Source organism: Prevotella mikamonis, from assembly GCF_055381405.1.
In genome coordinates, this window is the sequence record NZ_AP035785.1 from 950,001 (window position 1) to 975,734 (window position 25,734).

Genomic DNA, 25,734 nt, shown 5'->3' on the forward strand with positions numbered 1-25,734 from the left:
GTCTGTAAGTACGTAAGTCTGTAAGTTCATGAGTTGTTGACCCATGGATTCATCACTTACTACCTATACCCACTGTTGTGGAGAATAACGGATTCGAACCGTTGACCCCCTGCTTGCAAAGCAGGTGCTCTAGCCAGCTGAGCTAATCCCCCGCAAGGGTTTACACTACAGAGTAGTCCCAGGCAGACTTGAACTGCCGACCTCCACATTATCAGTGTGGCGCTCTGACCAACTGAGCTATAGGACTCTGTCCGGCGGTGTTCAGGCCTCTGGGCTGGACCGCCCGGCTTCCCTTTTCTCTTATTTTTAAACAGATCAAGAAGTACAAGAAAAAAAACGAACCATACAGGTATCCAACATACCATGCTAAAACCCACGGCTCCAGAAAGGAGGTGTTCCAGCCGCACCTTCCGGTACGGCTACCTTGTTACGACTTAGCCCCAATCACCGGTTTCGCCCTAGGCCGGTCCTCGCGGTCGCGGACTTCAGGCGCCCCCGGCTTTCATGGCTTGACGGGCGGTGTGTACAAGGCCCGGGAACGTATTCACCGCGCCATGGCTGATGCGCGATTACTAGCGAATCCAGCTTCGTGGGGTCGGGTTGCAGACCCCAGTCCGAACTGAGACCGGTTTTAAGGATTGGATCGTATTTGCATACGACCGACGCTCTGTACCGGCCATTGTAACACGTGTGTAGCCCCGGACGTAAGGGCCGTGCTGATTTGACGTCATCCCCACCTTCCTCACACCTTGCGGCGGCAGTATCCCCGGAGTGCCCGGCATTACCCGATGGCAACTGGGAAAAGGGGTTGCGCTCGTTATGGCACTTAAGCCGACACCTCACGGCACGAGCTGACGACAACCATGCAGCACCTTCACAGAGGCCCCGAAGGGCATCACCATCTCTGGATCTTTCCTCTGCAATTCAAGCCCGGGTAAGGTTCCTCGCGTATCATCGAATTAAACCACATGTTCCTCCGCTTGTGCGGGCCCCCGTCAATTCCTTTGAGTTTCACCGTTGCCGGCGTACTCCCCAGGTGGGATGCTTAATGCTTTCGCTTGGTCACATGGTCCGAAGACCATACAACGGGCATCCATCGTTTACCGTGCGGACTACCAGGGTATCTAATCCTGTTCGATACCCGCACTTTCGAGCTTCAGCGTCAGTAATGCTCCCGTAAGCTGCCTTCGCAATCGGAGTTCTTCGTCATATCTAAGCATTTCACCGCTACACGACGAATTCCGCCTACGTTGTGCATACTCAAGCTCGCCAGTTCGCGCTGCAATTCAGATGTTGAGCATCTACATTTCACAACACGCTTGACAAGCGGCCTACGCTCCCTTTAAACCCAATAAATCCGGATAACGCCCGGACCTTCCGTATTACCGCGGCTGCTGGCACGGAATTAGCCGGTCCTTATTCATACGGTACCTGCAAAAGGCCACACGTGACCCACTTTATCCCCGTATAAAAGCAGTTTACAACCCATAGGGCCGTCATCCTGCACGCTACTTGGCTGGTTCAGGCTTCCGCCCATTGACCAATATTCCTCACTGCTGCCTCCCGTAGGAGTTTGGACCGTGTCTCAGTTCCAATGTGGGGGACCTTCCTCTCAGAACCCCTACTGATCGTCGGTTTGGTGGGCCGTTACCCCGCCAACTGCCTAATCAGACGCATCCCCATTCCTTACCGCTGAACCTTTAATCCGAGTTAGATGCCCGCTTCGGATACCATACGGTATTAGTCCGACTTTCGCCGGGTTATCCCGTTGTAAGGAGAAGGTTGGATACGTGTTACTCACCCGTGCGCCGGTCGCCATCAGGAATTGCAAGCAATCCCCATGCTGCCCCGCGACTTGCATGTGTTAAGCCTGTAGCTAGCGTTCATCCTGAGCCAGGATCAAACTCTACATTGTAAAATCTGTCTGTGTTCCCCATAAAAGGAACTTATATACCTTCGCTCGTAGGATTAGCATTCATGGTCTAAAGAATACCTGTCTCAATATCATATTGACGGTTCGTTTCTTTTACCCGACTCTCACCGTATCAAAAATACGGAAGAGTCGCTCTTGTACTACTTCTCTGTCTATGTAAATCTTTTCAAAGAACTCTTTCTTAAATGCTACGCCGTTATCAGGCGAAAGCGGATGCAAAAGTACAGCATTATATCCAAACTGCCAAAACTTTAAACGAATATTTTTAGAAAAATAGCAAAATTCACACACAGCGTTGATGTAAATCAAGAACCAAGTAAGGTTTTTAGCAAAATAGTTAAGAACCCAGATACCGGTATGCAGATTATAAACTGACAAAAGCGAATGGCAAAAGATCTTTCACCGAGTCAACGATGTAAACTCCACTCGTACCATATAAATATACTTTCATATTGGAGTGATAGCGCTCTTCTATCTCAAGCATAACCTGCCTGCATGCTCCACAAGGAGTTATCGGCGATTCCAACATTCCTTTATCATTTCTCGCCGCAATGGCTATTGCCTTGACAGCCTGCGTCGGCTGTTGAGCTTGGGCTGCAAAAATAGCAGTACGCTCAGCGCACAATCCAGATGGAAAAGCAGCGTTCTCTTGGTTTGCCCCTATCACAACATCTCCATTCTCAAGCAACAAAGCCGCTCCTACGTAAAAATGACTATAATCCGCATAGGCATTTTCTGTCGCCGCGATAGCCGTATCAATCAATTTTTGACAAACACCATCCAACTCTTCCTTCTGACAGTATGTATAAGAAATCTCTATTTTACGATTTTCCATATTAACTATATATCTGTTTAAATTCTATTTGTCTGATTGTTTCCTCTCGTAAGCTCCTATATCAGGCCGTTCCTCCCTCAGCATTCCAGTCCTGTCGGTCGATGACGCCTTCGACTTATCACCCTTATTGTTTGCCAATGACGATGATGCCAAATGAAAATCATAGGCCAGATTACGTTCATCGACCTTTATAAAGTTCTTTTTGCCAAAAGCAATGGTATCATCCACATTTTCATATTGAACATCTACATAACGACTGCTATTCTCGGCAGAAGGCTCTACGGTACGCAGAAGGCACGATGAAAACCGATAGTTAAAAGCCGTAGTCTTATGATTAGAGCCACTGACAACATCTTTGGCATACCCCGTTATCAAGCTATTGTCACATGTAAATTCTTCTAGCGGACCACTTGAATTTGAAAGATTCAAGGCATATCCGCGCGCCGAATCAAAGGGATAGAACTGTGCTATCGTACATCCCTGCACATTCACCCGTCCGCCGTCTATCAACAAACAATCATTCAGACTGTTCGACAACTGACTATCACTCAACTTCAAATGTGCTAATTGGGCAGAAACCCCATAGCCTTTACTGTTATGTATGGTAGAGTGTTCTATGATTAATGACGATTTCGAATCGCATTGCACACCAGTATTTGCGCCATGCAATTCTACATATTGAAGTCGGTTGTTGACCGATTCCGAATAAAAGTGAAGTCCATCCCACTGCCCACTCACGCGGTCATAAGGCAGATAATCAAACATCCGATCCAATCTATCACCACGCATCAAGACTTCGGCACCCTTTCTGCCCTCACACAGGAGCGTACCCTTCACATCTATTCCAGCCCCATCGTGAAAATATAGCGACGTACCTCCAGAGATGCGAAGCGTTGCACCTTTGTTTACACTTATCTTCCCATATACAATCAGCGGTGTAGACGTTGACAACAAAGTATCTTTATCAATCACCAGATTCTTCAGTTTCAAGGCCTCCCAAGCCCAAGCTGCCAGATGGACCTTCTGCTCCACCCCACTTCCAAGCTTAAAAACCAAATCATCCTGGCACAGTTGTGGTTCGTGCTGAGCGGTTGATGGTGCTGTGAACTCCACATAAACCCGCAAACTATCCCCATTACGAACCTCCAAATTATTAACTTGATAACCTGCCGTTTGGCCCAGATATACCCCATCGACATTCACTCGGAAACCGTTTTGATTTCCACCCGCCAACTTCACATTGGCCAATTTGATGCCTTCGCCCGATTTATTATAAACCCAAAACGAACGGGTGGACGAAGAAACATTGGAAAATACGGTATCAACGGACACCGTATCGTGTGAATACACCAATAAATAATTCGACGAAGTTGTAAATGATTCGTCGCTCATACATGAGGCAGAAAAGAATGCAACTGCCACTGTCAGGATTGTAAGACAAAATATTCTCATTATATTCAATAACGAAAATCATCTGTTTTTATTTCTTACATACCAGGAATGTGTGAAGAAATTGTATATCATCAAAGAAAACATGACCAGACCTAACGATACCAAAAGCACCTTTTCTTGATTTGCATCGAAGAGATAAAAGCCCACAAACAAGCCCATTGCCAGGCCAGCCTCCCACAACAAGAAGAAAGTACTCTGTGAAGTACCGCGTTCACAATGCCGACTTAACTTAATGAGAAACAGCAAAGTACGAGAACTTACTAAACCAACACCTAAGCCCAATAAGAAAGCAGAAATCCACAAAGGCATCACCCCGTGTCGGAGATACATGATTAAAACCGAAGCCACAATACAGAGAGCGCCCGTAATGTTCTCACTCTTCAAATCAGCATTTGCAAAAGCATACTTTTCTGCAAGAAGGGCCACAAGAAATCCTCCCATCAACATCCCATAGAATGATTCCGGCTGTTTCATGCAGAATAGAAGGCCTATCCCTGTCGTCGTCAATAAGAAATTCAAGTGCAGCATCAGCCCATGAGGTAAAAAGAAGCGATCGCAACTCAGTACATGCGTGTCTTCTTCAGGGGCTTTAAAGGGAAACCGTACCAACGAGAGAAGCACAAAAGCCACTATGGCCAAGACTGCCGAAACCAAGAAAGTATCGACCACACTGAATCTGGAAACGACTAAAACACCTAACACCGGGCCTAGAGACAAGGAAAAACGACGAAGCCAAGCTGCCGAGTGATTAGCCTCAGTACGATAGAACGACTCGCAAGAATCTATAACAAGCGTACTTGCCAGCACCATCTCAGCCAATCCAAAGAATGCCCCCAACAAAAAGCGCAGACCCAATACAACATTTACAAACCAGCCTTGGGGAAACAATGCAGCATTCCTAAATGCCAACCACATCAATACATACAAGACTGCTACCACCAAGATAGACTCCTTACACACCAAATGCCTACATTTAGCCTGAACCAGATAAGAGCAGAATGCTCCTAAAACGAACAGGCCAATACCATAGATTCCAAAAGCCAGGCCTATAGTTTTAGAAGATTCAAAATAGGTATTCCCCCAATAAGGTATCGACACCATCTGAACATACACAGACATCGTAAGGAACAGCCCCACCAATGCCAACATCCAAAAATTACGATGCCATAACCCTATATGTATAGGAGTGTTTTGCGTATCCATTGTATAGTCTTAAACTAATAATTCAGTAACTTTCGTCAATATTGGGGAAATCTATGGCTTTGACAGCATTGATATACCCCTCAACGCCTGCCGTCATTTGCTCTCTCAGCTCTGCAAATCGTCTCAAAAACTTCGGCTTGAAACCCTCTGTCAGCCCCAAAGCATCTGCATAAACCAAGATTTGCCCATCAGTTACGTTACCCGCACCGATACCTATCGTTGCACATCGTACCGACTCCGTCACCTTTGCCGCCAGTATTGCAGGTATTTTTTCCAATGTAATACCGAAACATCCGGCTTCTTCCAGGGCATGTGCATCGGTCAGCAACTTCTCTGCTTCAGCCTCCTCTTTTGCCCTTAGTCCATATCCACCAAACTGGTGGATGCTCTGTGGAGTCAGTCCGAGATGCCCCATAACTGGAATCCCCGCATTGACAATAGCCCTTACGGTATCAGCAATCTCAATTCCACCCTCCAATTTCAGTGCATCAACTCCCGTCTCCTTCATGATTCTGATAGCATTTCTGAGTGCTTCTTCCTTACTAATCTGATAAGAACCCATAGGCATATCGCACACCACCAAAGCATGCGACACAGCCTTGGCTACCGACTTTGCATGATATAGCATCTCATCTACGGTAATCGGAAGCGTGTCGGCATTCCCTGACATCACGTTAGAAGCAGAGTCTCCTACCAAGATTCCATCTATGCCGGCAGCATCTATAATGCCAGCCGTCGTATAATCATAAGCAGTCAACATGGCAATCTTCTCGCCAACATTCTTTTTCTCTATAAATGTCTTGACTGTAATTTTCTTCCTATCTGTAGTTAAATATCCCATCACAAATTGTATTTATAATATGAACGGCTGCCATTCAGGCAACCATGATTTTCCTGTAACAAATCTATCATTTTACTGCATAGGCTCGGCAGCTTTGCTGCAAGGCCTTGGCAACAAGACTGTATAGGCTTTGCAACACTGCTGTTAAGTGTTTGCAATAATCCGAGTCTATTTCCACTAAACATCGACCTCATTGCTTTCCCTGTAAAAAAGCATGATTCAAGTCCTCATATCCTTTATTCGTATAGTCCGACCATACAATATCTGAATACGGAAGAATGGTCTCTCTAGGGTTCGTTGTTGCCAAACCGACGACAAACATGCCTGCCGAACGTACCGAACGCAGCCCATTAAAGCTATCTTCCAGACCGACACACGCTTTCGGAGAGACTCCAAAATATTCTGCACCCAATAAATAACACTCCGGATCAGGTTTGCCATTCGTAAAGTCCTCACTCGTAAACACATGGTCAAACAAATCGGCCACATCGGCATGCTGACGATATACATTCTCCATCTTAGGCCGATTACTACTGGTGACAACGGCAGTCCTCACACCATGTCCACGCAAGTCAGCAACAAATTCAACGACTCCCGGCAGATAATCAAAGTGCATCTGAGTCTCGAATTTATTCAGGCGCTGTGTAATTTGGGGCTGTTCAGAGCGCACATGTCCGAAATACTTATCATATATTTCCACAAGAGTCTGCCCCTTTATTTTCTGTTCCAAATTAGGAATATCAGGTTGATAACGCATGCACTCGCATCTCCAAAACTCCGTATATTGCGGTTCTGTATCGAAAACCACTCCATCCAAGTCGAAGAGCGCGACTCTGAGTTCTTCCATTTTCACCTTATTTATTAATTATATGGCGCAAAGTTACAATCTTTTTGTGTAATTTTGCCCACGATTATGAAGAAATTACTGGTGGCGACCTTGGTTGCATTGCTTGTAGTCTCATGCGGAAATTCAGGTCATTCCATTTCCAAGTTGAAGGATATTGAGTTCGACAGTATAGCTGTGGATTCAATATGCACCTTGACGAAAGAGGAAAAATCGCCCCGTATTTCGATATCACTCAGACTCCTGTACGCAAAAGGTCAAAAAGCAGCTATCATCAATGACAGTCTTCTACAATCTGCGATTTTAGGCTATAGAGACATCAGTGCATACTATTATAAACTATCTTTCAGACAGCGCATAGACACCATCGTCTCTCGGATAATAACCGATTACAAGGATATGTATTCAGACATGTACCGGCACAATCGCAAAGACGCCGACAGCTATAATGTCACATACAATGTAAGAACAAAGGTTGAAACTTTCAAGGATAACACCATTACCTATACCGCCAACGTGTATTATAGAGTAGATAAGGATGCAGAAGTACGCATGCCCGTTGTCTTGAACTTTGACGTAAACACTGGTCAACTTATCCATCTAGACAATTTATTTGTCAGTGGATATAAACCACTGCTGAACGAGATGATAGAGCAAAAACTCATCAGGCAGTTTAATGCCGGTGACAAAGATGGTTTGAAAAGGATGAAGTTTTTTGCCTATACGCCCATATATCCATCTGAAAATTTCATTCTAAAGAAAGATAAGATTATATTTGTGTACGGACAAGACGAAATAGCTCCACACGACAAAGGAGAAATTCGTGTAGCAATAGACAACGATGAATTAACAAAAATACTCAAATAGGCATTACATGATAGATATTATCACTAAATATTTTCCCCATCTGTCTGAACAGCAGCAGTCACAATTCCGCCAGTTGCAGCCTCTTTATACTGACTGGAATGCAAAAATCAATGTCATTTCCAGAAAAGACATTGACAATCTCTATGAACACCATGTGCTGCACAGTCTCGCCATTGCCCAGAAGATAACCTTCAATGACGGAACGAAGATACTGGACTTCGGCACAGGAGGGGGATTTCCGGGCATACCGCTCGCCATTTTATTTCCAAATTGTGACTTCAAACTCATTGACGGAACGAGCAAAAAGATTCGTGTGGTTCAAGAAGTTGCACAGGCTATTGGACTAAAAAACGTAACAGCCGAGCATCGAAGAGGCGAAGACGAGGACGGGGAATACGACTTCATCGTCAGCAGGGCAGTCATGCAGCTATCGTCACTGATGCCCATTATCCGTAAGAATATCAAGAAAGAGTATTGCAACAAACTGCACAACGGACTGCTATGCTTGAAAGGAGGCGACCTCACAGAGGAACTATCTCCATTCAAGAAACAAGTACAAGTGACCTCACTCGATACATATTTCAGTGAAGAATGGTTCAAACAAGATAAAAAACTCATCTATATTCCGATCTAATATGCTGAACATCAAGAAATTTGTATGCAACATGATACAGGAGAATTGCTACATTGTGAGCGATGAGACACACGAATGTGTCATCATTGATTGCGGTGCATATTATCCTGAAGAGCGGCAGGCCATCGTGCAATATATCAAAGATGAGCAACTGACTCCGGTCCATTTGCTGGCTACGCACGGCCACATTGACCATAACTTTGGCAATAACACCATCTATAATGAGTATGGACTGAAAGTTGAAGTACACGCCAACGAGGAGGGAAATATGCACCAGCAAGCTGCACAAGCGCAATCTTTCGTAGGCATCACACTGGACTACACGTTCCCACCTGTTGGAAGATATCTGCACGATGAAGATATAATCACATTCGGCAATCACCGGCTAAGCATCATTCCCACACCTGGCCACACAGCAGGAGGCGTGTTCTATTACTGCCAAGAAGAGGGATTGGCTTTTTCAGGGGACACACTTTTTCGGCGTTCTATAGGACGAACAGACTTAGGCGGCTCCATGTTCCAGATAATACAAAGTCTCCGCATGGTATGCCAATTACCCGACGATACACGCATTTACCCTGGACATGGAGAGCCAACTACCATTGGCGAGGAACTGGCCGAGAATCCATATTTGGACAGATAAAGCAACAAGATTGAAACAGAGAGTTGAAAAAATAATATTAGGTATTGACCCCGGCACAAACATCATGGGATACGGGGTGCTGAAAACGAAAGCCAATAAGGCCTCATTGATAGCAATGGGCGTTATCGACTTGCGGAAAATCGGTGATATGTACTTGCGCTTAGGTACTATATTTAAGAGAGTTACAGGTATCATAGACGAGTACCTACCCGACGAGGTGGCTATAGAAGCACCTTTCTTCGGCAAGAATGTACAATCAATGCTGAAGCTTGGCCGTGCTCAGGGGGTGGCCATATCAGCTGCAATCCTGCGCGACGTCCCCATCCATGAATATGCTCCGCTGAAGATTAAGATGGCCATAACCGGTCAGGGACAAGCAAGCAAGGAGCAGGTGGCAGGTATGTTACAGAAGATTCTACACATACAAGAGCAAGATATGCCAAAGTTTATGGATGCCACAGATGCTTTGGGAGCAGCCTATTGCCATTTCCTACAGTTGGGAACGCCTGTAACCGATGCTGCACACTATAACAGTTGGAAAGACTTTGCGAAGAAGAATCAACAGCGAGTCAGCAACAATGATTAGATAAGGATATGAGTCATAGGATTATTTCTATCCATCATGGAGTCACTCGCATGCCCCAGTGGCGTTTTGCACATCCCGTTGATTTCGAGATGTGTAGTGGTGAACATATCGCTATCGTTGGTCCTAACGGTGGTGGCAAGTCTATGTTGGTAGACATTATCATGGGCAAACATCCGCTACTGGTACATGAACCGGAATACGATTTTGCGCCTAGCGAGAAGAAACTCGTTAGTGAGAATATCAAGTATATCACGTTCAGGGATTGCTACGGGGGCGATAATGACCGCACATATTTCCTCCAACAAAGATGGAATCAACAAGAAATTGACGAAGAGACTCCTACGGTCGGCAGCAAACTGGAAGAAGCTTTCTTGCTATCCGGTGAAGATACACTCAGACATAGAGCTTTGCAACAGCATATCTACAAGTTATTAGGACTAGAAGAACTACTAGATAAATATATCATTCTGCTATCTAGCGGAGAACTTAGGAAGTTCAAGTTGGCCGGGACATTATTCTCTAATCCCAGAGTACTGATTCTGGATAATCCTTTTATCGGGTTGGATGCAGAAACCAGGGACAATCTCAAGAAGCTCTTGAAGACCATTGCAGCAGAAGAAGGGTTACAAATCATCCTCGTATTGAGTAAAACCGACGAGATTCCCGACTTCATTACACATGTCGTAGAGGTCAACAGCATGGTTGTAAAACCAAAGCAATCCGTCGCAGACTTTATAGAACAACATCCTCCAATACCCAGCTATGTATTGCCCGAAAGCAAGAAAGGTCTCATATTAAACTTACCTGCAAAAGAGAATGTCTGCCTTGCCAAGGAGATTGTCAAGATGAATCGGGTAAGAATACAATATGGTGAGCGTACTATCCTCAAAGATTTGGACTGGACAGTAAGGAATGGTGAATGCTGGGCTTTGAGTGGGCAGAACGGTTCGGGGAAGTCTACGCTGCTCAGTCTGGTATGTGCCGATAATCCACAAAGCTATGCTTGCGATATAACCCTCTTTGACCAACCACGTGGTAGTGGCGAAACAATATGGGAAATCAAGAGACATATTGGCTATGTATCGCCCGAACTACACCGCGCTTATCACCGCGACATGCCGGCAATCCGCATTGTCGCCAGTGGATTGAAAGATTCAGTAGGTCTCTACAGTAAACCTAATCCCCAAGATTATGATGCCTGTCGATTATGGATGAGTATTTTCGGACTGGAAGGATTAGAAGAAAGAAGCTTCCTGACACTCTCTAGCGGTGAGCAGAGATTGGTTTTGTTGGCACGGGCATTTGTCAAAGATCCTGAACTGCTTATCCTCGATGAACCTATGCACGGGCTGGATTTACGGAATAGAAGATTGGTAAAAGACGTAATAGAAATCTTCTGTCAACGGCCCAACAAGACCATGATTATGGTTACACATTACAAAGAAGAATTACCGGCATGTATAGATAACTATATAAATTTACAAAAGAACTAACATTTAGAAATATGAAAAAAGTATTATTTATCTTAGCCTTTATAGGCTTTGCATTCACTTCGGTGAACGCACAAAACGTTTACAGTGAAATCAAGCGTTTGTCCGAGGCAGTTGCCAACGACCAGACCAAAGACATTGAAACACGAAAGATTGCAACTTTCAAGGTAGACGAACTAAACTACATGGCTGCCAAAAGTGCAGAATTGATGCCTGATAGCAGCATGCGTATGCTGGATTACCAAGCTTATGCCATGTACGAATACGTGAATCTATTCCTCGACAGACTCACCAAAGCAGAAAAGAAAACTGATAAGGACGAGGTGAAAGAAATCTTCAAAGTCGCTTCTATCAATAACAGTCGTTTCAATGACATGGATAAAGAGTTGGTATTGGCCTATTATTCAAATCCAAACTACATCACACAATTCAGCCTTGACACCGATTGGGTGAGAGCTTTGAGAGACGTTAAAGAATCTTTGGGGATTGAATAAATCCCCAGTCTACGATTGAGGAATACGATTCCGGTAGTAATACCAGAACCAATAAGTATTTCCATAGGAATCCCTTAGCATGCTATAGCGTTCTAAGGGATTCTTGCTTTTATTCTGTAAAGACTCGAAATCCTCAAAGTCTGCATCCAACACATTATTATGATACACTATTAACGGGTTCGCATGTTGATGATTGTATAGCACCAAGGCCTCTCTATAATGCTTAGGCAGGTTTGTCAGAGAATCACGACGCTGCTTCAAGGTCTTGACAAACAGGTCGAGCTTACCATCTATCAGATAAGCGCACAACCTATAGTCCTCCAGTTTTTTATTCACCTTATGATGTCTACTCATATACTGGAAGTAGCGGGAAGGAGACATATACTGCCTGAACCATCCACCAAGAGACTGGTATAATCGCTTTTCCGGATACATCATAAATTTGGTAGTAACTCCATCAGGCAGCATGGCCATAGTGCCACCAACCAATGGATACTCGAACAGTTTCTCTCCCAACTGGCCCGTCTCTGTCAATGCCGTCATGCGAATAAGCGTAAGGCTAGAGTCGGTAGCATGCGCTCCCCGACCTATTTTCAATGCCTTTTGATAGTCGCCCTCCAACATTGCCTGTTCTGCTTGTACCCGATAATGGAACACATCGTCATGGTTTGCAAACAAGCCGACAAGGAATATCATGCAAGCCATCGTCAATAAGTTGACCCACATATCTTTTGAGAACAAGCCATGCGGTGTCTTTACTACATCAGGTAATTGTATTTGCAATATCAGCCACACGATACCGACATAGAAAACTACTAAGATGGGAAGTGCATACACCCATCCACCCAAAGAAAGTCCACTGTCTATACTTGGACTTATATCCGTAATAACGGTCAATATCAACAATGAGGGAAAATAAGTCAGCGCATGTACCTTGCCATCCAACTTCGTCCAAAAGTAGATTCCAAGCTGTATCAACCACAAAATACTTGTAATCAAGACAGCTCCTACTTCGCGGTTATAATGCGTCTGACCTTTTGACAAGACATGTTGAGCTACTGCCAAGACATCAGCTTGGAAACTATATAAATATAAGAATGTAAAGAGTAGAAAAACAATAGCACATATCATTCTGACAACGACTGTGCTATTGGTATAGGAAGATTTCATAAATCAATTTTTCTTTAGTACAAGTGCTACACGTGCAGGCAAGTATAACTTCAACCATTCCTTATGCTCGTTGACATATACCGGATCATAATTGGTCAGATGAACGATAGAATCATCATTGAATCCATTACCGCCATATACCTTGGCATCAGAATCCAACACCACATCATAGCTCCCCGTTGGCACCAAGAGACCATAGTCTGTAAACGAATTGACAGGGGAGAAATTGAACACAAACAATAAATCACCACGCATAAAGGCTAATATCTGGTCGCCATCATGATGCCAAATCTCCAGAACTTCACTCAGATTGAACCGTTTCTCTGTTTTAAGCACTTTCAACATATCCCTGTCAAAGTCGCCTAAATAGTGATAATCCAATTCCTGATTGTCTACCAGATTCCATTGTCTACGAGCATATTTATGACTCCACCCGTTGCCTTCACGAGGGAAGTCTATCCATTCGGGATGACCAAATTCATTGCCCATAAAGTTCAGATAGCCACCATTCATCGTTCCGGCAGTCACCAGGCGTATCATTTTATGCAGAGCTATACCCCGACGGACGGCTTCATTCTCGTCTCCCTTCTTGAAATGCCAATACATATCGGCATCTATCAGACGGAAGATAATTGTCTTGTCACCCACCAGAGCCTGGTCATGACTTTCACAATAAGATATAGTCTTCTCGTCGCTGCGGCGATTCTTCACCTCCCAGAAAATAGAACTGGGTTTCCAGTTTTCATCTTTCAGTTCCTTAATGGTCTTTATCCAGAAATCCGGAATATTCATAGCCATACGGTAGTCAAACCCATAACCACCATCTTCGAAACGTGCCGCGAGTCCCGGCATGCCACTTACTTCCTCGGCTATGGTAATAGCATGCTTGTTGACTTGATGTATTAACTTGTTGGCTAGGGTGAGATAACAGATAGCATTACCGTCTTGTAGGCCATTGAAATAGTCACCATAATTGGTAAATGCCTCTCCCAATCCATGACTATAATACAACATACTGGTTACACCATCAAAGCGGAAGCCATCAAAATGGAATTCATCGAGCCAATATTTACAATTAGACAATAAGAAATGAACTACATTATCCTTCCCGTAATCAAAGCAGAGACTATCCCATGCCGGATGTTCGTGACGTTCACCAGGATAAAAATACTGATTCGGGTCGCCAGCCAAGTTACCCAATCCTTCCACTTCATTCTTCACTGCATGCGAATGTACCAAATCCATAATAACGGCAATACCATGCGAATGAGCCTCGTCTATCAATTCTTTCAGTTCCTCCGGTGTACCAAATCGTGATGAAGGTGCAAAAAAAGAACTCACATGATAGCCAAAACTTCCATAATATGGATGTTCCTGTATAGCCATAATTTGTATACAATTATAGCCATCTTTGATAACACGTGGCAACACTTGCTCCTTAAATTCCCGATAAGTACCAACCTTCTCTGCATCCTGTCCCATGCCAACATGGCACTCATAGATGAACAGCGGGTCCTTATGTGGGATAAATTTCGCCTTCTTCCAGGTATATAGAGTTTCCGGATTCCATACCTGAGCAGAAAATATCTTCGTCTTTTCATCTTGCACAACGCGTGTGGCCCAAGCCGGAATACGCTCGCCTTCTCCCCCATCCCAGACCACATACATCTTAAACAAATCGCCATGCTTGAGTGCTTTGCTGCTTAATTTAAGCTCCCAATCACCATTGTCTGAAATACGGGTTGCGCGATAACGCTCGATACGTTGCCAATCGTTGAAGTCACCTATCAGATAGATTTCTTTCGCATTAGGTGCCCATTCACGAAACACCCAACCACGCGAAGTCCTGTGCAAGCCATAATATTGGTATCCGTTGGCAACGTCGCTCAAAGTCCTTTTACCCTGTTCGGTCAGTTGATTGATTTTCCACAATGCGTATTCATACCGTCCCCTTATAGCATCTTCATAAGGCTTCAAGTATGAGTCGTTCTTGACAAGTCCCATGTGCAAAGCTGCAGAAGTCTTTTTCTTCGCAGCATTTTCCTTTGCCTTCTTTACCATATTATGCTCCTTTTAATTTCTTGTTAGTACATAGCAACCTTGAAGATTGCCTTCTTTAGTTCTGGAGATTTACAGATTCCCGGTGCATGCCCGTCTTGTGGGAGACATATAACCATATTGCCGAGTTTACAAGTAAGATATGTCTGACACACACCTTCTTCCACTTTTGCAAAATCTCTCTGCGTATCAAACTCTGCATCCGGCAGTTCGGCTACAGGTGCATAGCCATATTCCTCTTCCGCGGTCAATGGAATTGCTATATCCATCATTCTATGGTGATATTCCAACACGGCCTCTTCGCGATGTTTCCCCTGTACCAAGTCTATATTCACATAGACACCCTCACCGTCTATGAAATGCCGGCCTACAGGCAAATCAGTCAAAGAGTGTGTTGCTATATATTTACAAACCAAAGCTATACGCGGATTTAACGCCGCATACATCTTTAGGTTTTCAAGTTTATCAATAATCATCTGGTATTAGTTTTCAAATCGTCTACCCAATTCATACCTACCCTTCTTGACAATCTGACCGTTTCTGTCTTTCTCAACAAACTTTCCATCGCGTCGGCCATCAACATAGCTTCCTTCGAACCGATTGCCATCCTTGTCTTCTTCCAGAGCTATACCATGGGGTACACCTTTCTTATATGTACCGCGGAACTTATTGCCATTAGCATAACGGATAATCACCTCGCCGTTCAGTTCGCCATTCTTAAACGAGCCCTCAAAGACATCACCATTCTTCTTGGTCAGTTTTCCCATACCGCTCTGCAAGTCGTCTTTCCACTGTCCGGAGTAGACATCACCATTCGCCCAGACCAAAGTTCCCTGCCCATCCTTATTACCTTCAAAGAAATGGCCAGTATATTTATCGCCATTGGCATATCTGAAGATTCCCTCACCGGTACGTTCGCCCTGCACATAGTCACCTTCATACATGTCTCCGTTTTGGAATTTATAGATACCACGACCGTTCTGTATGTCGTCTTTCCACTGTCCTATGTAGGCATCGCCGTCTGCATACTTGTTCACACCCTTACCCGAACGCTGGTTGTCTACCCACTGTCCGTCATAAGTAGTACCGTCTCCCCAGTCGAAGATGCCTTTACCGCTTTTCTGGTCATTTACCCACTGCCCATCGTAATAGGCACCACTGGAATAAGTATACTTTCCCTTGCCCTGGCGTTTGTTCTCAACCCAGTCGCCTGCATACTTATCACCATTATAATAATACATCACACCATGCCCCTGCTGCTTATCGCGAAACCACAGTCCTACATATTTATTATTGTTCAGGAAATAGAATGTCCCACGACCATGACGCTGGTCTTGAAACCACTGCCCATCATATTTCTTGCCATCAGCATAAGTATAGATACCCGTACCCTGTCTTTTCCCTTTCAGGTACTCACCTTCGTAGACATCGCCATTGCCAAACACGGTACTGCCTTTACCTTGCGGTTTACCTGAAACCATCTGCCCTTTATAAGTACCACCATCATGTGTAGTACATGAACCCAACGTAATCTTCTGTGAGAACCCAGAGAAAGGGGTGAGCAAAAGTAAAAATATTAATATCTTATTTTTCAATGTTTTCACAATTTAGTATACGCCAAAATTAAGAAATAATTGTTTAACAACAAAATTAGTTAGTAAATTTTATTATTTTTGCATACCAATCGCAGTTACTCTATGCACTGTAAAGGTAGTTATTAACCATTCAATATTTGATATGAGATTCATAGGATTAATACCCGCGCGCTATGGCTCCAGCCGCTTCCCCGGCAAGCCATTGGTCCTGTTAGGAGGAAAAACAGTCATCCAGCGTGTTTACGAACAAGCCAGCCAAGTGCTGGACGACGTATATGTTGCTACCGACGACCAACGCATTTACGATGCTGTCGCAGCCTTTGGGGGCAAAGCCGTCATGACATCTACCGACCATAAGAGTGGCACCGACCGTATAGAAGAGGCCTATCGGAAAATCAACCAGCCCTTTGACGTGATTGTCAACATACAAGGCGACGAACCTTTTATCAGCCAGTCTCAGCTCACTACCATTTGCCAGGCTTTTGATGATGCCGACACACAGATAGCAACACTGGGCATACCTTTTAAAGACATGGCAGGTGTAGAGAACCCGAACTCCCCTAAAATCGTTGTCGACAATCAAGGATTTGCGCTCTATTTCAGCCGAAGTGTCATTCCCTTTGTCCGCGGCATAGCCCCAAGCGACTGGCCGGAACACTATCCTTTCCTCAAACACATAGGCCTTTACGCCTATCGTTCCAATGTTCTTGCCGAAATAACGTCGCTTCCCCAATCTTCCCTGGAGAAGGCAGAATCATTGGAACAGTTACGTTGGCTGCAAAACGGCTACCATATCAAGGTAGGTATTACGCACACGGAGACCATCGGGATAGATACACCAGAGGACTTGGAAAAGGCGGAAGAATTCCTCCAGACTAGGTTTAAGGAGCAGGAATAGGCAGCTTCTGCCCATACAGAAATCCTAACTCCACTTAGACCACACCACACTTGATTTACTGCAAAGGCTCGGCAGTATTGCTGTTCGGCCTCTTCAGCATCACTGCAAAGGCTTAGCAGTATCGCTGCCGAGCCTTTGCAGTAAATCAAGAATTTTTATATACTTTGTTTATCATGATGCCTATATGATTACAAAGCGCTCATATAGGCTGCACACATGTCGGCACACCGCTCTCCGTCTATACCTGCCGACACAATTCCACCTGCATAACCAGCCCCCTCTCCACACGGGAACAATCCGCGGAGACGCACATGCTGCAAGGTTTCCCTATCTCTCAAGACGCATACCGGACTTGAAGTGCGTGTCTCAGTAGCTATCAGCACGGCCTCGTTTGTCAGGAAGCCATGCGCATATTTACCAAACGTCTTGAATCCTTCTTGCAATCGAGAACTGATCATACTGGGTAACCAGAAATGCAGCGGACTGCTGATTAGCCCAGGCGCATAGCTGCTCTTAGGTAAATCATAGCTCAATTTCTTGTTTACGAAATCCGTCATACGCTGTGCTGGAGCAGTCTGCCGCATGTTACCTTGCTGCCAACACAACTTCTCCAACTGCTTCTGGAAGTTCATTACCTTCAACACTTCCGGCACAGTCGTATCTTCTTCCGACGGCACGATGTCTTCCGGACGCAGCTCTACCACCATCCCGCTATTGCTCCAAGCCGTTCCACGGTTACTCGGACTCATTCCGTTCACAACGATTTGTTCCGGTCCAGTAGCCGCTGGAATCACAAATCCCCCCGGACACATGCAAAAAGAGTAAACCCCTCTACCTGCAACCTGAGTTACAAAAGAATATTCTGCGGCGGGAAGATATTTACCCCGACCTTGCTTATTATGATATTGTATCTGGTCTATCAATTGCGATGGATGTTCCAATCTTACACCTACAGCTATTCCTTTAGCTTCCATCTCTATACCACTATCGTACAGATAGTTATAGATATCACGTGCACTATGTCCCGTAGCCAGGATTACCGGACCTAGAAACGTTTTTTCAGCTCCCGTCTGCAACTCTACAGCCTCTACACCGACTACACTGTCGCCTTCTTGCAGCAGTCCTACCATCTTGGTTTCGAAATGCACTTCGCCTCCACTCTGGAGAATCTGATTTCGCATATTCTCTATCACGCGAGGCAACTTGTCCGTACCAATATGCGGATGGGCATCGGCTAATATATTTGTATTAGCTCCATGCTGGCAAAATACATTCAATATTTTATCTACAGAACCACGCTTCTTGCTGCGCGTATAGAGTTTTCCATCACTGTAAGCCCCTGCTCCGCCTTCGCCGAAACAATAGTTACTCTCACCATCCACCTGATGAGTGCGCGTGATTTGAGAAAGGTCTTTCTTGCGTTCGTGTACATCCTTACCACGCTCCAAGACGACAGGACGGAATCCCAATTCTATTAATCTCAACGAGGCAAATAATCCCGCAGGGCCTTCTCCAACCACTATTACAGCCGGTTTGCCTGTCACGTCGGGATATTCTGTATGTATATAACTGTCGTCTTGCGGCATTTCATTAATATACACACGTATTTTAAGATTCACATAGATGGTACGCTGACGAGCATCTATGCTCTTTTTCAATATACGAATATGCTGAATAGTTCGTGCGTCCAGTCCTTTGTCTTGCGCAATGAACTGTTTCACATTCTCGATATTGTATGCTGTCTGGGGTAAAACCCTTATTTGGTATTCTTGAATCATTGTTGCAAAGGTAACATTTATCCCACAATAAAAACAACATTCTATTACTAAACCGTACAAATAAGATTTATTTTATTGCCAAAAACGTTGGCCGTTGATATTTTTATCAGTATTTTTGCCATCAAGTTTCGATATGCCCTGCTTGTTTTAGGGATGTCGGAGCATTACTAAACATCATAAAAATGAAAGTACTTAAATTCGGCGGAACATCTGTAGGTTCCGTAAAAAGCATTCTAAGCTTAAAACGTATTGTAGAGAACGAGGCAAAAAAACAGCCTGTCATTGTCGTAGTAAGCGCACTTGGCGGCATTACAGACCAGTTGTTGACAACCGCTCAGCTCGCCCTGAAAGGCGACGAGGCATGGAAAGATGAATTCACTTCCATGGTCGACAGACATCACCAAATGGTCGACACCATCATTACCGATCCCACCAAACGGGAAACCCTCTTTACAACCATTGACTCCCTTCTAGAGCAATTACGGTCCATTTATTTCGGTGTATATCTTATTCACGATCTCAGTGAAAAGACTCAAGACGCCATTGTAAGCTACGGCGAACGCCTGAGTTCAAACATTGTAGCGACTCTTATCAGTGGCGCAAAGTGGTTTGACAGCCGCAATTTCATCAAGACAGAGCATATCAACGGCAAGCACATGCTAGAGAGTGAAATCTCAGCCAAGCTGGTCAGAGAGACATTCCAAGACCTTCCACGCATCAGCCTGGTCCCTGGATTCATCAGCCGCGATGTACATACGCAGCGTACAACAAACCTGGGACGTGGTGGAAGCGATTATACAGCCTCCATTATTGCTGCTGCATTAGATGCCGACGTGCTTGAAATATGGACAGACGTCGACGGTTTTATGACTGCCGACCCACGTGTTATCAAGACTGCCTATACCATCAACGAACTTAGTTATATCGAGGCGATGGAGCTTTGTAACTTCGGTGCAAAGGTCATCTACCCCCCAACAATATATCCGGTATGCGTCAAGAACATACCAATCAAAGTAAAGAATACCTTCAACCCGGAAAATCCGGGAACTACTATCAAAAGCAAAATAGAGAATGATTGCAAACCTATCAAGGGTATCAGTTCTATCAAAGGTACTTCGCTGATTACTGTTACGGGCCTATCTATGGTCGGCGTCATCGGTGTGAACCGACGTATCTTCACGGCTTTGGCCAATAAGGGCATCAGTGTGTTCATGGTCAGTCAGGCTTCATCTGAGAATTCAACCTCAATAGGTGTACGCGACCAAGATGCGGCAGAGGCTGTTGATGTACTGAACAAGGAATTTGCCAACGAAATAACAGACGGTGCGATGTTCCCAATGTATGTGGAGAAAGGGTTGGCAACCATTGCTATCGTCGGCGAGAACATGAAGCATACACCTGGTATTGCCGGAAAACTATTCGGAACATTAGGCCGTAGTGGTGTCAGCGTGATTGCCTGTGCCCAAGGTGCAAGCGAAACCAACATCTCGTTTGTCATAGATTCGGCTTCTTTACGAAAGAGTCTGAACGTATTACACGACTCGTTCTTCTTGTCAGAATATAAAGTACTGAACCTGTTTATATGTGGTGTCGGCACAGTCGGAGGCAAGCTCATCGAGCAAATCAAGAATCAATATGAGACTCTGAAAGAAGCTAACGGTCTGAAATTGAACGTCGTTGGCATTGCTAGTTCCAAGAAAGCCATCTATAATCGGGAAGGACTAGACCTTAACACGTATCAAGAAGAACTGAAAACTAGCGAAGCCAGTTCACCGGAAAAACTATATGAGACGATTACCGAGATGAATGTGTTCAACAGTGTCTTTGTAGACTGTACGGCTAGCAAGGATATTGCAGAGCTATACCAACGACTTCTGGAACATAACATCAGTGTTATCGCAGCCAACAAGATTGCGGCATCGAGCGAATATGACAAGTATTTAAAGCTCAAAAAGACAGCATTGACACGTGGCGTGAAGTTCAGATTTGAAACTAACGTTGGCGCGGGACTGCCTATTATAGGCACTATCAACGATCTAAGGAACTCCGGAGACAAGATACTCAAAATAGAAGCTGTTCTAAGTGGGACCCTTAACTTCATCTTCAATGAGATAAGTAGTACTGTACCATTCTCAGAAACCGTGCGAAGAGCAAAAGAACAAGGATATTCAGAACCCGATCCACGTATTGATTTAAGTGGAACCGACGTGGTACGCAAGCTCGTCATACTCAGTCGCGAAGCCGGTTACAAAGTCGAACAAGAAGATGTAGAGAAACAGTTATTTGTCCCAGACTCTTTCTTCGAGGGCAATGTAGACAACTTCTGGGCCAATCTTCCTTCCTTGGACAAAGATTTCGAGACACGTCGACTGGCTTTGGAGAAAGAAGGAAAACGCTGGAGATTTGTTGCAACTATGGACAGAGGTAAGACTCGTGTGGCCCTGCAAGTCGTTGACCATAATCATCCATTCTACAATTTGGAGGGAAGTAACAATATTGTTCTATTGACAACAGAGCGTTACAAGGAATATCCCATGCAAATACAGGGTTATGGTGCAGGTGCAAGTGTTACCGCTGCCGGTGTATTTGCCAACATCATGTCTATCGCTAATATCTAGGAAGTATGAAACATATCATTATACTTGGCGATGGCATGGCTGATCATGCTGTCCAAAAACTAGGTGGCAAAACTCTACTTCAATACGCTGACACTCCTTATATGGACATGTTGGCTCGTAAAGGGAGAACGGGACGCTTGATGACCATACCCGAAGGATTCCATCCAGGAAGCGAAGTGGCCAACACTTCAATCCTAGGATATGATTTAAATCAGGTGTACGAAGGGCGCGGACCGCTCGAAGCTGCTTCCATCGGATATGAAATGGAATCCGACGACATGGCCATTAGGTGCAACATCGTCAGTCTGGAAGACGGGCGAATCAAAAGCCATCACGGCGGACATCTCACAACTGAAGAGAGCGATATACTCATTCAATATCTGAACAAGGAGCTGGGCAATGACAAAATCAAGTTCATAACAGGTATTCAATATCGACATCTGCTGGTTATCAAGGGCGGAAACAAGCATTTGGAATGTGCTCCACCCCACGACCATCCCAATGAGGAATGGCAGCCACTACTCGTCAGACCGGAGAAAGGTTATGACGATGCGAAGGACGAAGATAGCAGATACGGAAGAATGACAGCACAAAAAACTGCCGACCTTCTCAATGACCTTATATTGAGAAGCCAGCAACTTCTAGCGCAACATCCATTCAACAAGGACAGGAAGGAGAAAGCAAATTCCATCTGGCCTTGGAGTGGTGGCTATCGTCCCAACATGAAAACGCTGATGCAACTGTACCCACAAATCAAGACAGGGAGTTGTATTTCGGCTGTAGACTTGATTAGGGGAATCGGACATTATGCTGGGCTAGACATCATCAAAGTACCGGGAAGTACCGGACTGGCAAATACAAACTACGAGGGGAAAGCCAGAGCTGCCATCGAAGCACTCAAGAACCAAGACTTCGTCTTCCTGCATCTAGAAGCCAGCGATGAAGCCGGACACGACGGCGACTTGGATTTAAAGTTGAAAACGATAGAGTTTCTCGACCACAGAATAGTAGAACCTATCTATCATGAAGTCAAGCATTGGGACACACCTGTGTGCATCGCAATACTTCCAGACCACCCTACACCTGTAGAAATAAGAACACATGTAAAAGAGGCTATTCCCTTCTTAATCTGGCATCAGGGAATTATTCCAGACAAAGTTCAATTATACGACGAAATAAGTTGTGTAGAAGGAAGTTATGGTCTTATCTATTTAAATCAGTTCATGGAAACTTTCATGAATATTAAAGCCACAAGCCTATGAGATATTACAGCACAAATTTGCAAGCACCTTGGGCCACTCTGCACGAAGCTGTGGTCATAGGATTAGCCCCAGACAAAGGACTCTACATGCCCGAAAGCATCAAACGGCTTCCCTACTCCTTCTTTGAAGAGATAGAGAATATGTCATTTCAGGATATGGCATTTGAAGTTTCCAAGGCTTTCTTTGGCGAAGACGTAGAGACAGATGCCCTCAAGCAAATAGTCTATGACACCCTAAGTTTCGAGACACCCGTCGTAGAAATAGAAGAAAACATCTATACACTGGAGCTATTCCACGGTCCGACATTGGCCTTTAAGGACGTCGGCGCCCGATTCATGGCACGCTTACTACAATATTTTATCAAACAAGAAAACCACGACCAGGTCAATGTACTTGTAGCCACCAGTGGAGACACCGGAAGTGCAGTGGCCAACGGTTTCCTTGGAGTAAACGGGATTCACGTATATGTATTATACCCAAAAGGGAAGGTAAGTCGCATCCAAGAGAGCCAGTTTACCACTCTCGGACAGAATATTACAGCCATAGAAGTCGATGGAGTGTTTGATGATTGCCAAGCATTGGTCAAGCAAGCATTCATGGACACAGAACTGAACAATCACATGAAGCTCACCAGTGCCAACTCCATCAATGTTGCAAGATTCCTACCACAGGCATTCTACTATTTCAATGCCTACGCTCAACTCAAAAAGCTCAGACAACTAGAGAGCAAGGAACTGGTAGTATGCGTTCCCAGTGGTAACTTTGGCAACATCACGGCAGGCTTGTTCGGCCAACGCATGGGACTCCCCGTCAAGCGATTCATTGCAGCTAACAATGCTAATGACATCTTCTACCAGTACTTGCAGACAGGCATCTACTCGCCCAAGCCCAGTAAACAGACAATTGCCAATGCCATGGATGTGGGAGCACCCAGCAATTTTGCAAGAATCACAGACCTATATAAGGGTGATTGGACTGCCATCAAAGATGCCGTATCCGGTGCTACCTACTCCGATACCGACATCAAACGCATCATGGCCACTTGCTATCGGACCAACCAATACATACTTGATCCGCACGGAGCATGTGGCTATGAGGCGCTGAAGACTGGACTAGAAACAAATGAAGTGGGTGTATTTCTGGAGACGGCACACCCTGCCAAGTTCAAAGATAGAGTGGACAGTGTCCTCAATACCGATATTGAGATTCCACAACCTCTGGCAGAATTCATGAAAGGCCAAAAACAAAGCATCCCCATGAGCAACAGCTTTGAAGACTTCAAAACGTTCCTTTTCAATCAATAAACAAAAAAGCTAGTCTATCGGTCTCTTCATCAATAGGCTTGCCAAATAAACCATTTCCCCACCTTATGTTCGTTTCTTCATTTCAAAATAGGCTGTATAATAAAGTCGACCTCCCATAGTGAGTTTGTACCCTTCATCACCTCGGCTCAAATCAAGATGACGTATTTGGGTATGTTCCATACAATACTTGATGGTTTCATTAACCAATTGGTAACCAGGCGAATACCTTCCAAGTTTACCATCAATAGCCAACCATGGTACTACGACACGTGTACCATCACGACTCACCAACCCCATCAAGAGAGCAGCTATCTTTTCTTCATAATATAAGGTGGCTATAAAATTACTGCTACTGTTTCTGATGCTCACACAATCATGTTTGGTAAACATCTTCGTGTACTTTTTTATCCCTTTATATTTGCGATACTTCTCTTGCTGCCTATCAGTATAAAAGAAATAGAACTTACTCCACTCTTTTAAGCTAAATGCTCGTCCTCCCTCTACAGCAAAATGGAATTCTCGACCATCGCTTTTCAGTCGATTGTACGAAGTGCGTAAATTTTGGCGTGTACTTTTACTCAAACTTCGGAGATAATCATCATGACTATTACCAAAAGGAATATCTACATACGGATAAAATGTTTGCTCTATATCAGGATACCGCTCAATATAACGCCTATAGATTTTAGATTGAGTGTCAAAGCGCGTCATCTTGATTGTGCCAAAACGATTCGTGAGAAGGTCAATGCAGGCATCCAATTGTTCATCAGTAATATTATTACGATAAATAAATTCTGCGACATCACAGCCCTGTATCTCGTTAAAAAGCATCGGTTGATTTTCTCTCTTCCAGGATACACTCAGCGGGGCAATAAGCAGAGGTTCTCCATGCTCATAAATCACAGCAAAAAGCGGATAACGCTTTTTACCTAAACTACGTAGGAACTGTTGTATCCAGATACATTGATTGTAAAAATACTCTTGAAAAACGCCATGTTTCTCATTGGCATCATAGATTTCTTTCCATATACTACGTATTTTCAACAGATTGCTCGTTGTTTGCAATTCACAACACGGATCAGTATTTACTATTTCCATTGACTATATATTAAATATTTACCTATCGCTCCTTTCACTGATAGAACAAGCTGTCCAGCCTTGGTTTGTCACAGCAACAGAAAGCCCCCCCAAGGGCAAAAAGCGATAAATTATTATGCAAATATAACGTA

Annotated in this window: 21 protein-coding genes, 2 tRNA genes and 1 rRNA gene; 10 read left to right on the plus strand and 14 right to left on the minus strand. The window is 44.5% G+C overall.

Features of this window, described 5'->3' with window-relative positions; translation table 11 throughout:
- Positions 1 to 78: 78 nt before the first annotated feature.
- The 8 genes from ACZ42L_RS04165 to ACZ42L_RS04200 all read right to left on the minus strand — a co-directional run bounded on the left by ACZ42L_RS04165 (position 79) and on the right by ACZ42L_RS04200 (position 7,111).
- Positions 79 to 152 (minus strand) — tRNA-Ala (locus tag ACZ42L_RS04165).
- 21 nt (positions 153 to 173) lie between these two features.
- A tRNA-Ile gene (locus ACZ42L_RS04170) sits at positions 174 to 247 on the minus strand.
- A gap of 138 nt (positions 248 to 385) precedes the next feature.
- Positions 386 to 1,915: ribosomal RNA gene (locus ACZ42L_RS04175) — 16S ribosomal RNA — on the minus strand.
- Positions 1,916 to 2,297: 382 nt separating this feature from the next.
- Positions 2,298 to 2,768, minus strand: a complete 471-nt coding sequence (gene cdd / locus ACZ42L_RS04180) for a cytidine deaminase (protein ID WP_464700900.1) — start codon at positions 2,766 to 2,768, stop codon at positions 2,298 to 2,300.
- Positions 2,769 to 2,792: 24 nt separating this feature from the next.
- Positions 2,793 to 4,160, minus strand: a complete 1,368-nt coding sequence (locus ACZ42L_RS04185) for a right-handed parallel beta-helix repeat-containing protein (RefSeq protein ID WP_464716711.1) — start codon at positions 4,158 to 4,160, stop codon at positions 2,793 to 2,795.
- 78 nt (positions 4,161 to 4,238) lie between these two features.
- Entirely contained in the window at positions 4,239 to 5,423 is a 1,185-nt protein-coding gene (locus tag ACZ42L_RS04190) for an MFS transporter (RefSeq protein ID WP_464706752.1), read from the minus strand.
- Between the two features lie 22 nt (positions 5,424 to 5,445).
- Complete coding sequence (panB, locus tag ACZ42L_RS04195; RefSeq protein WP_464716712.1) at positions 5,446 to 6,264, minus strand: 3-methyl-2-oxobutanoate hydroxymethyltransferase; 819 nt, start codon at positions 6,262 to 6,264, stop codon at positions 5,446 to 5,448.
- Between the two features lie 190 nt (positions 6,265 to 6,454).
- Positions 6,455 to 7,111, minus strand: a complete 657-nt coding sequence (locus ACZ42L_RS04200) for an HAD family hydrolase (protein WP_464700907.1) — start codon at positions 7,109 to 7,111, stop codon at positions 6,455 to 6,457.
- Positions 7,112 to 7,177: 66 nt separating this feature from the next.
- On the opposite strand from ACZ42L_RS04200, the gene ACZ42L_RS04205 reads away from it, so the two are divergent.
- From ACZ42L_RS04205 to ACZ42L_RS04230, 6 genes are read left to right on the plus strand one after another with little or no spacing between them, the layout of a single operon-like run.
- Positions 7,178 to 7,975, plus strand: coding sequence for an RsiV family protein (locus ACZ42L_RS04205; protein WP_464700908.1), 798 nt, complete (start codon positions 7,178 to 7,180; stop codon positions 7,973 to 7,975).
- Between the two features lie 7 nt (positions 7,976 to 7,982).
- Complete coding sequence (gene rsmG / locus ACZ42L_RS04210) at positions 7,983 to 8,609, plus strand: 16S rRNA (guanine(527)-N(7))-methyltransferase RsmG (protein WP_464700910.1); 627 nt, start codon at positions 7,983 to 7,985, stop codon at positions 8,607 to 8,609.
- A gap of 1 nt (position 8,610) precedes the next feature.
- On the plus strand, positions 8,611 to 9,252 hold the full coding sequence (locus tag ACZ42L_RS04215) for an MBL fold metallo-hydrolase (RefSeq protein WP_464700912.1): 642 nt from the start codon (positions 8,611 to 8,613) through the stop codon (positions 9,250 to 9,252).
- Positions 9,253 to 9,262: 10 nt separating this feature from the next.
- The gene (gene ruvC / locus ACZ42L_RS04220) at positions 9,263 to 9,838 is read left to right on the plus strand and encodes a crossover junction endodeoxyribonuclease RuvC (RefSeq protein ID WP_464700914.1); all 576 of its coding nucleotides are present in this window, start codon (positions 9,263 to 9,265) and stop codon (positions 9,836 to 9,838) included.
- Positions 9,839 to 9,846: 8 nt separating this feature from the next.
- Complete coding sequence (locus ACZ42L_RS04225) at positions 9,847 to 11,331, plus strand: ATP-binding cassette domain-containing protein (protein WP_464716713.1); 1,485 nt, start codon at positions 9,847 to 9,849, stop codon at positions 11,329 to 11,331.
- Between the two features lie 11 nt (positions 11,332 to 11,342).
- The gene (locus ACZ42L_RS04230) at positions 11,343 to 11,822 is read left to right on the plus strand and encodes a hypothetical protein (RefSeq protein ID WP_464716714.1); all 480 of its coding nucleotides are present in this window, start codon (positions 11,343 to 11,345) and stop codon (positions 11,820 to 11,822) included.
- Positions 11,823 to 11,831: 9 nt separating this feature from the next.
- Here ACZ42L_RS04230 and ACZ42L_RS04235 read toward each other — a convergent pair whose 3' ends face one another.
- The 4 genes from ACZ42L_RS04235 to ACZ42L_RS04250 are packed head-to-tail and all read right to left on the minus strand — an operon-like array spanning position 11,832 to position 16,645.
- Complete coding sequence (locus ACZ42L_RS04235; protein ID WP_464716715.1) at positions 11,832 to 12,992, minus strand: DUF6057 family protein; 1,161 nt, start codon at positions 12,990 to 12,992, stop codon at positions 11,832 to 11,834.
- 3 nt (positions 12,993 to 12,995) lie between these two features.
- Positions 12,996 to 15,053: an alpha amylase C-terminal domain-containing protein gene (locus ACZ42L_RS04240; protein WP_464716716.1), complete on the minus strand. Its 2,058-nt coding sequence runs from the start codon at positions 15,051 to 15,053 to the stop codon at positions 12,996 to 12,998.
- 23 nt (positions 15,054 to 15,076) lie between these two features.
- Positions 15,077 to 15,526 carry a NanQ anomerase/TabA/YiaL family protein gene (locus tag ACZ42L_RS04245; RefSeq protein ID WP_464716717.1) on the minus strand — a complete coding sequence of 150 codons (450 nt, stop codon included), beginning with the start codon at positions 15,524 to 15,526 and terminating at the stop codon, positions 15,077 to 15,079.
- Between the two features lie 6 nt (positions 15,527 to 15,532).
- Positions 15,533 to 16,645 carry a phosphatidylinositol-4-phosphate 5-kinase gene (locus ACZ42L_RS04250; RefSeq protein WP_464703949.1) on the minus strand — a complete coding sequence of 371 codons (1,113 nt, stop codon included), beginning with the start codon at positions 16,643 to 16,645 and terminating at the stop codon, positions 15,533 to 15,535.
- A 142-nt stretch (positions 16,646 to 16,787) separates the two neighbouring features.
- Between ACZ42L_RS04250 and kdsB the strand changes: the two genes are divergently transcribed.
- Positions 16,788 to 17,543: a 3-deoxy-manno-octulosonate cytidylyltransferase gene (kdsB, locus tag ACZ42L_RS04255; RefSeq protein ID WP_464716718.1), complete on the plus strand. Its 756-nt coding sequence runs from the start codon at positions 16,788 to 16,790 to the stop codon at positions 17,541 to 17,543.
- 188 nt (positions 17,544 to 17,731) lie between these two features.
- On the opposite strand, the gene ACZ42L_RS04260 is transcribed toward kdsB, so the two are convergent.
- Positions 17,732 to 19,321 carry an NAD(P)/FAD-dependent oxidoreductase gene (locus ACZ42L_RS04260; RefSeq protein ID WP_464716719.1) on the minus strand — a complete coding sequence of 530 codons (1,590 nt, stop codon included), beginning with the start codon at positions 19,319 to 19,321 and terminating at the stop codon, positions 17,732 to 17,734.
- Between the two features lie 182 nt (positions 19,322 to 19,503).
- Here ACZ42L_RS04260 and thrA point away from each other — a divergent pair, with 182 nt between their 5' ends.
- Genes thrA through thrC form a run of 3 tightly spaced genes read left to right on the plus strand, consistent with a single transcriptional unit; the run spans position 19,504 to position 24,505 of the window.
- A complete protein-coding gene (gene thrA / locus ACZ42L_RS04265; protein WP_464716720.1) occupies positions 19,504 to 21,939 on the plus strand; it encodes a bifunctional aspartate kinase/homoserine dehydrogenase I in 2,436 nt (811 codons plus the stop codon).
- 5 nt (positions 21,940 to 21,944) lie between these two features.
- Complete coding sequence (locus ACZ42L_RS04270; protein ID WP_464716721.1) at positions 21,945 to 23,201, plus strand: cofactor-independent phosphoglycerate mutase; 1,257 nt, start codon at positions 21,945 to 21,947, stop codon at positions 23,199 to 23,201.
- On the plus strand, positions 23,198 to 24,505 hold the full coding sequence (gene thrC / locus ACZ42L_RS04275; protein WP_464700934.1) for a threonine synthase: 1,308 nt from the start codon (positions 23,198 to 23,200) through the stop codon (positions 24,503 to 24,505). The genes ACZ42L_RS04270 and thrC overlap by 4 nt, the downstream gene beginning before the upstream one ends.
- Before the next feature lie 63 nt (positions 24,506 to 24,568).
- Here thrC and ACZ42L_RS04280 read toward each other — a convergent pair whose 3' ends face one another.
- The gene (locus ACZ42L_RS04280; RefSeq protein WP_464700936.1) at positions 24,569 to 25,603 is read right to left on the minus strand and encodes a GNAT family N-acetyltransferase; all 1,035 of its coding nucleotides are present in this window, start codon (positions 25,601 to 25,603) and stop codon (positions 24,569 to 24,571) included.
- Between the last annotated feature and the right edge of the window lie 131 nt (positions 25,604 to 25,734).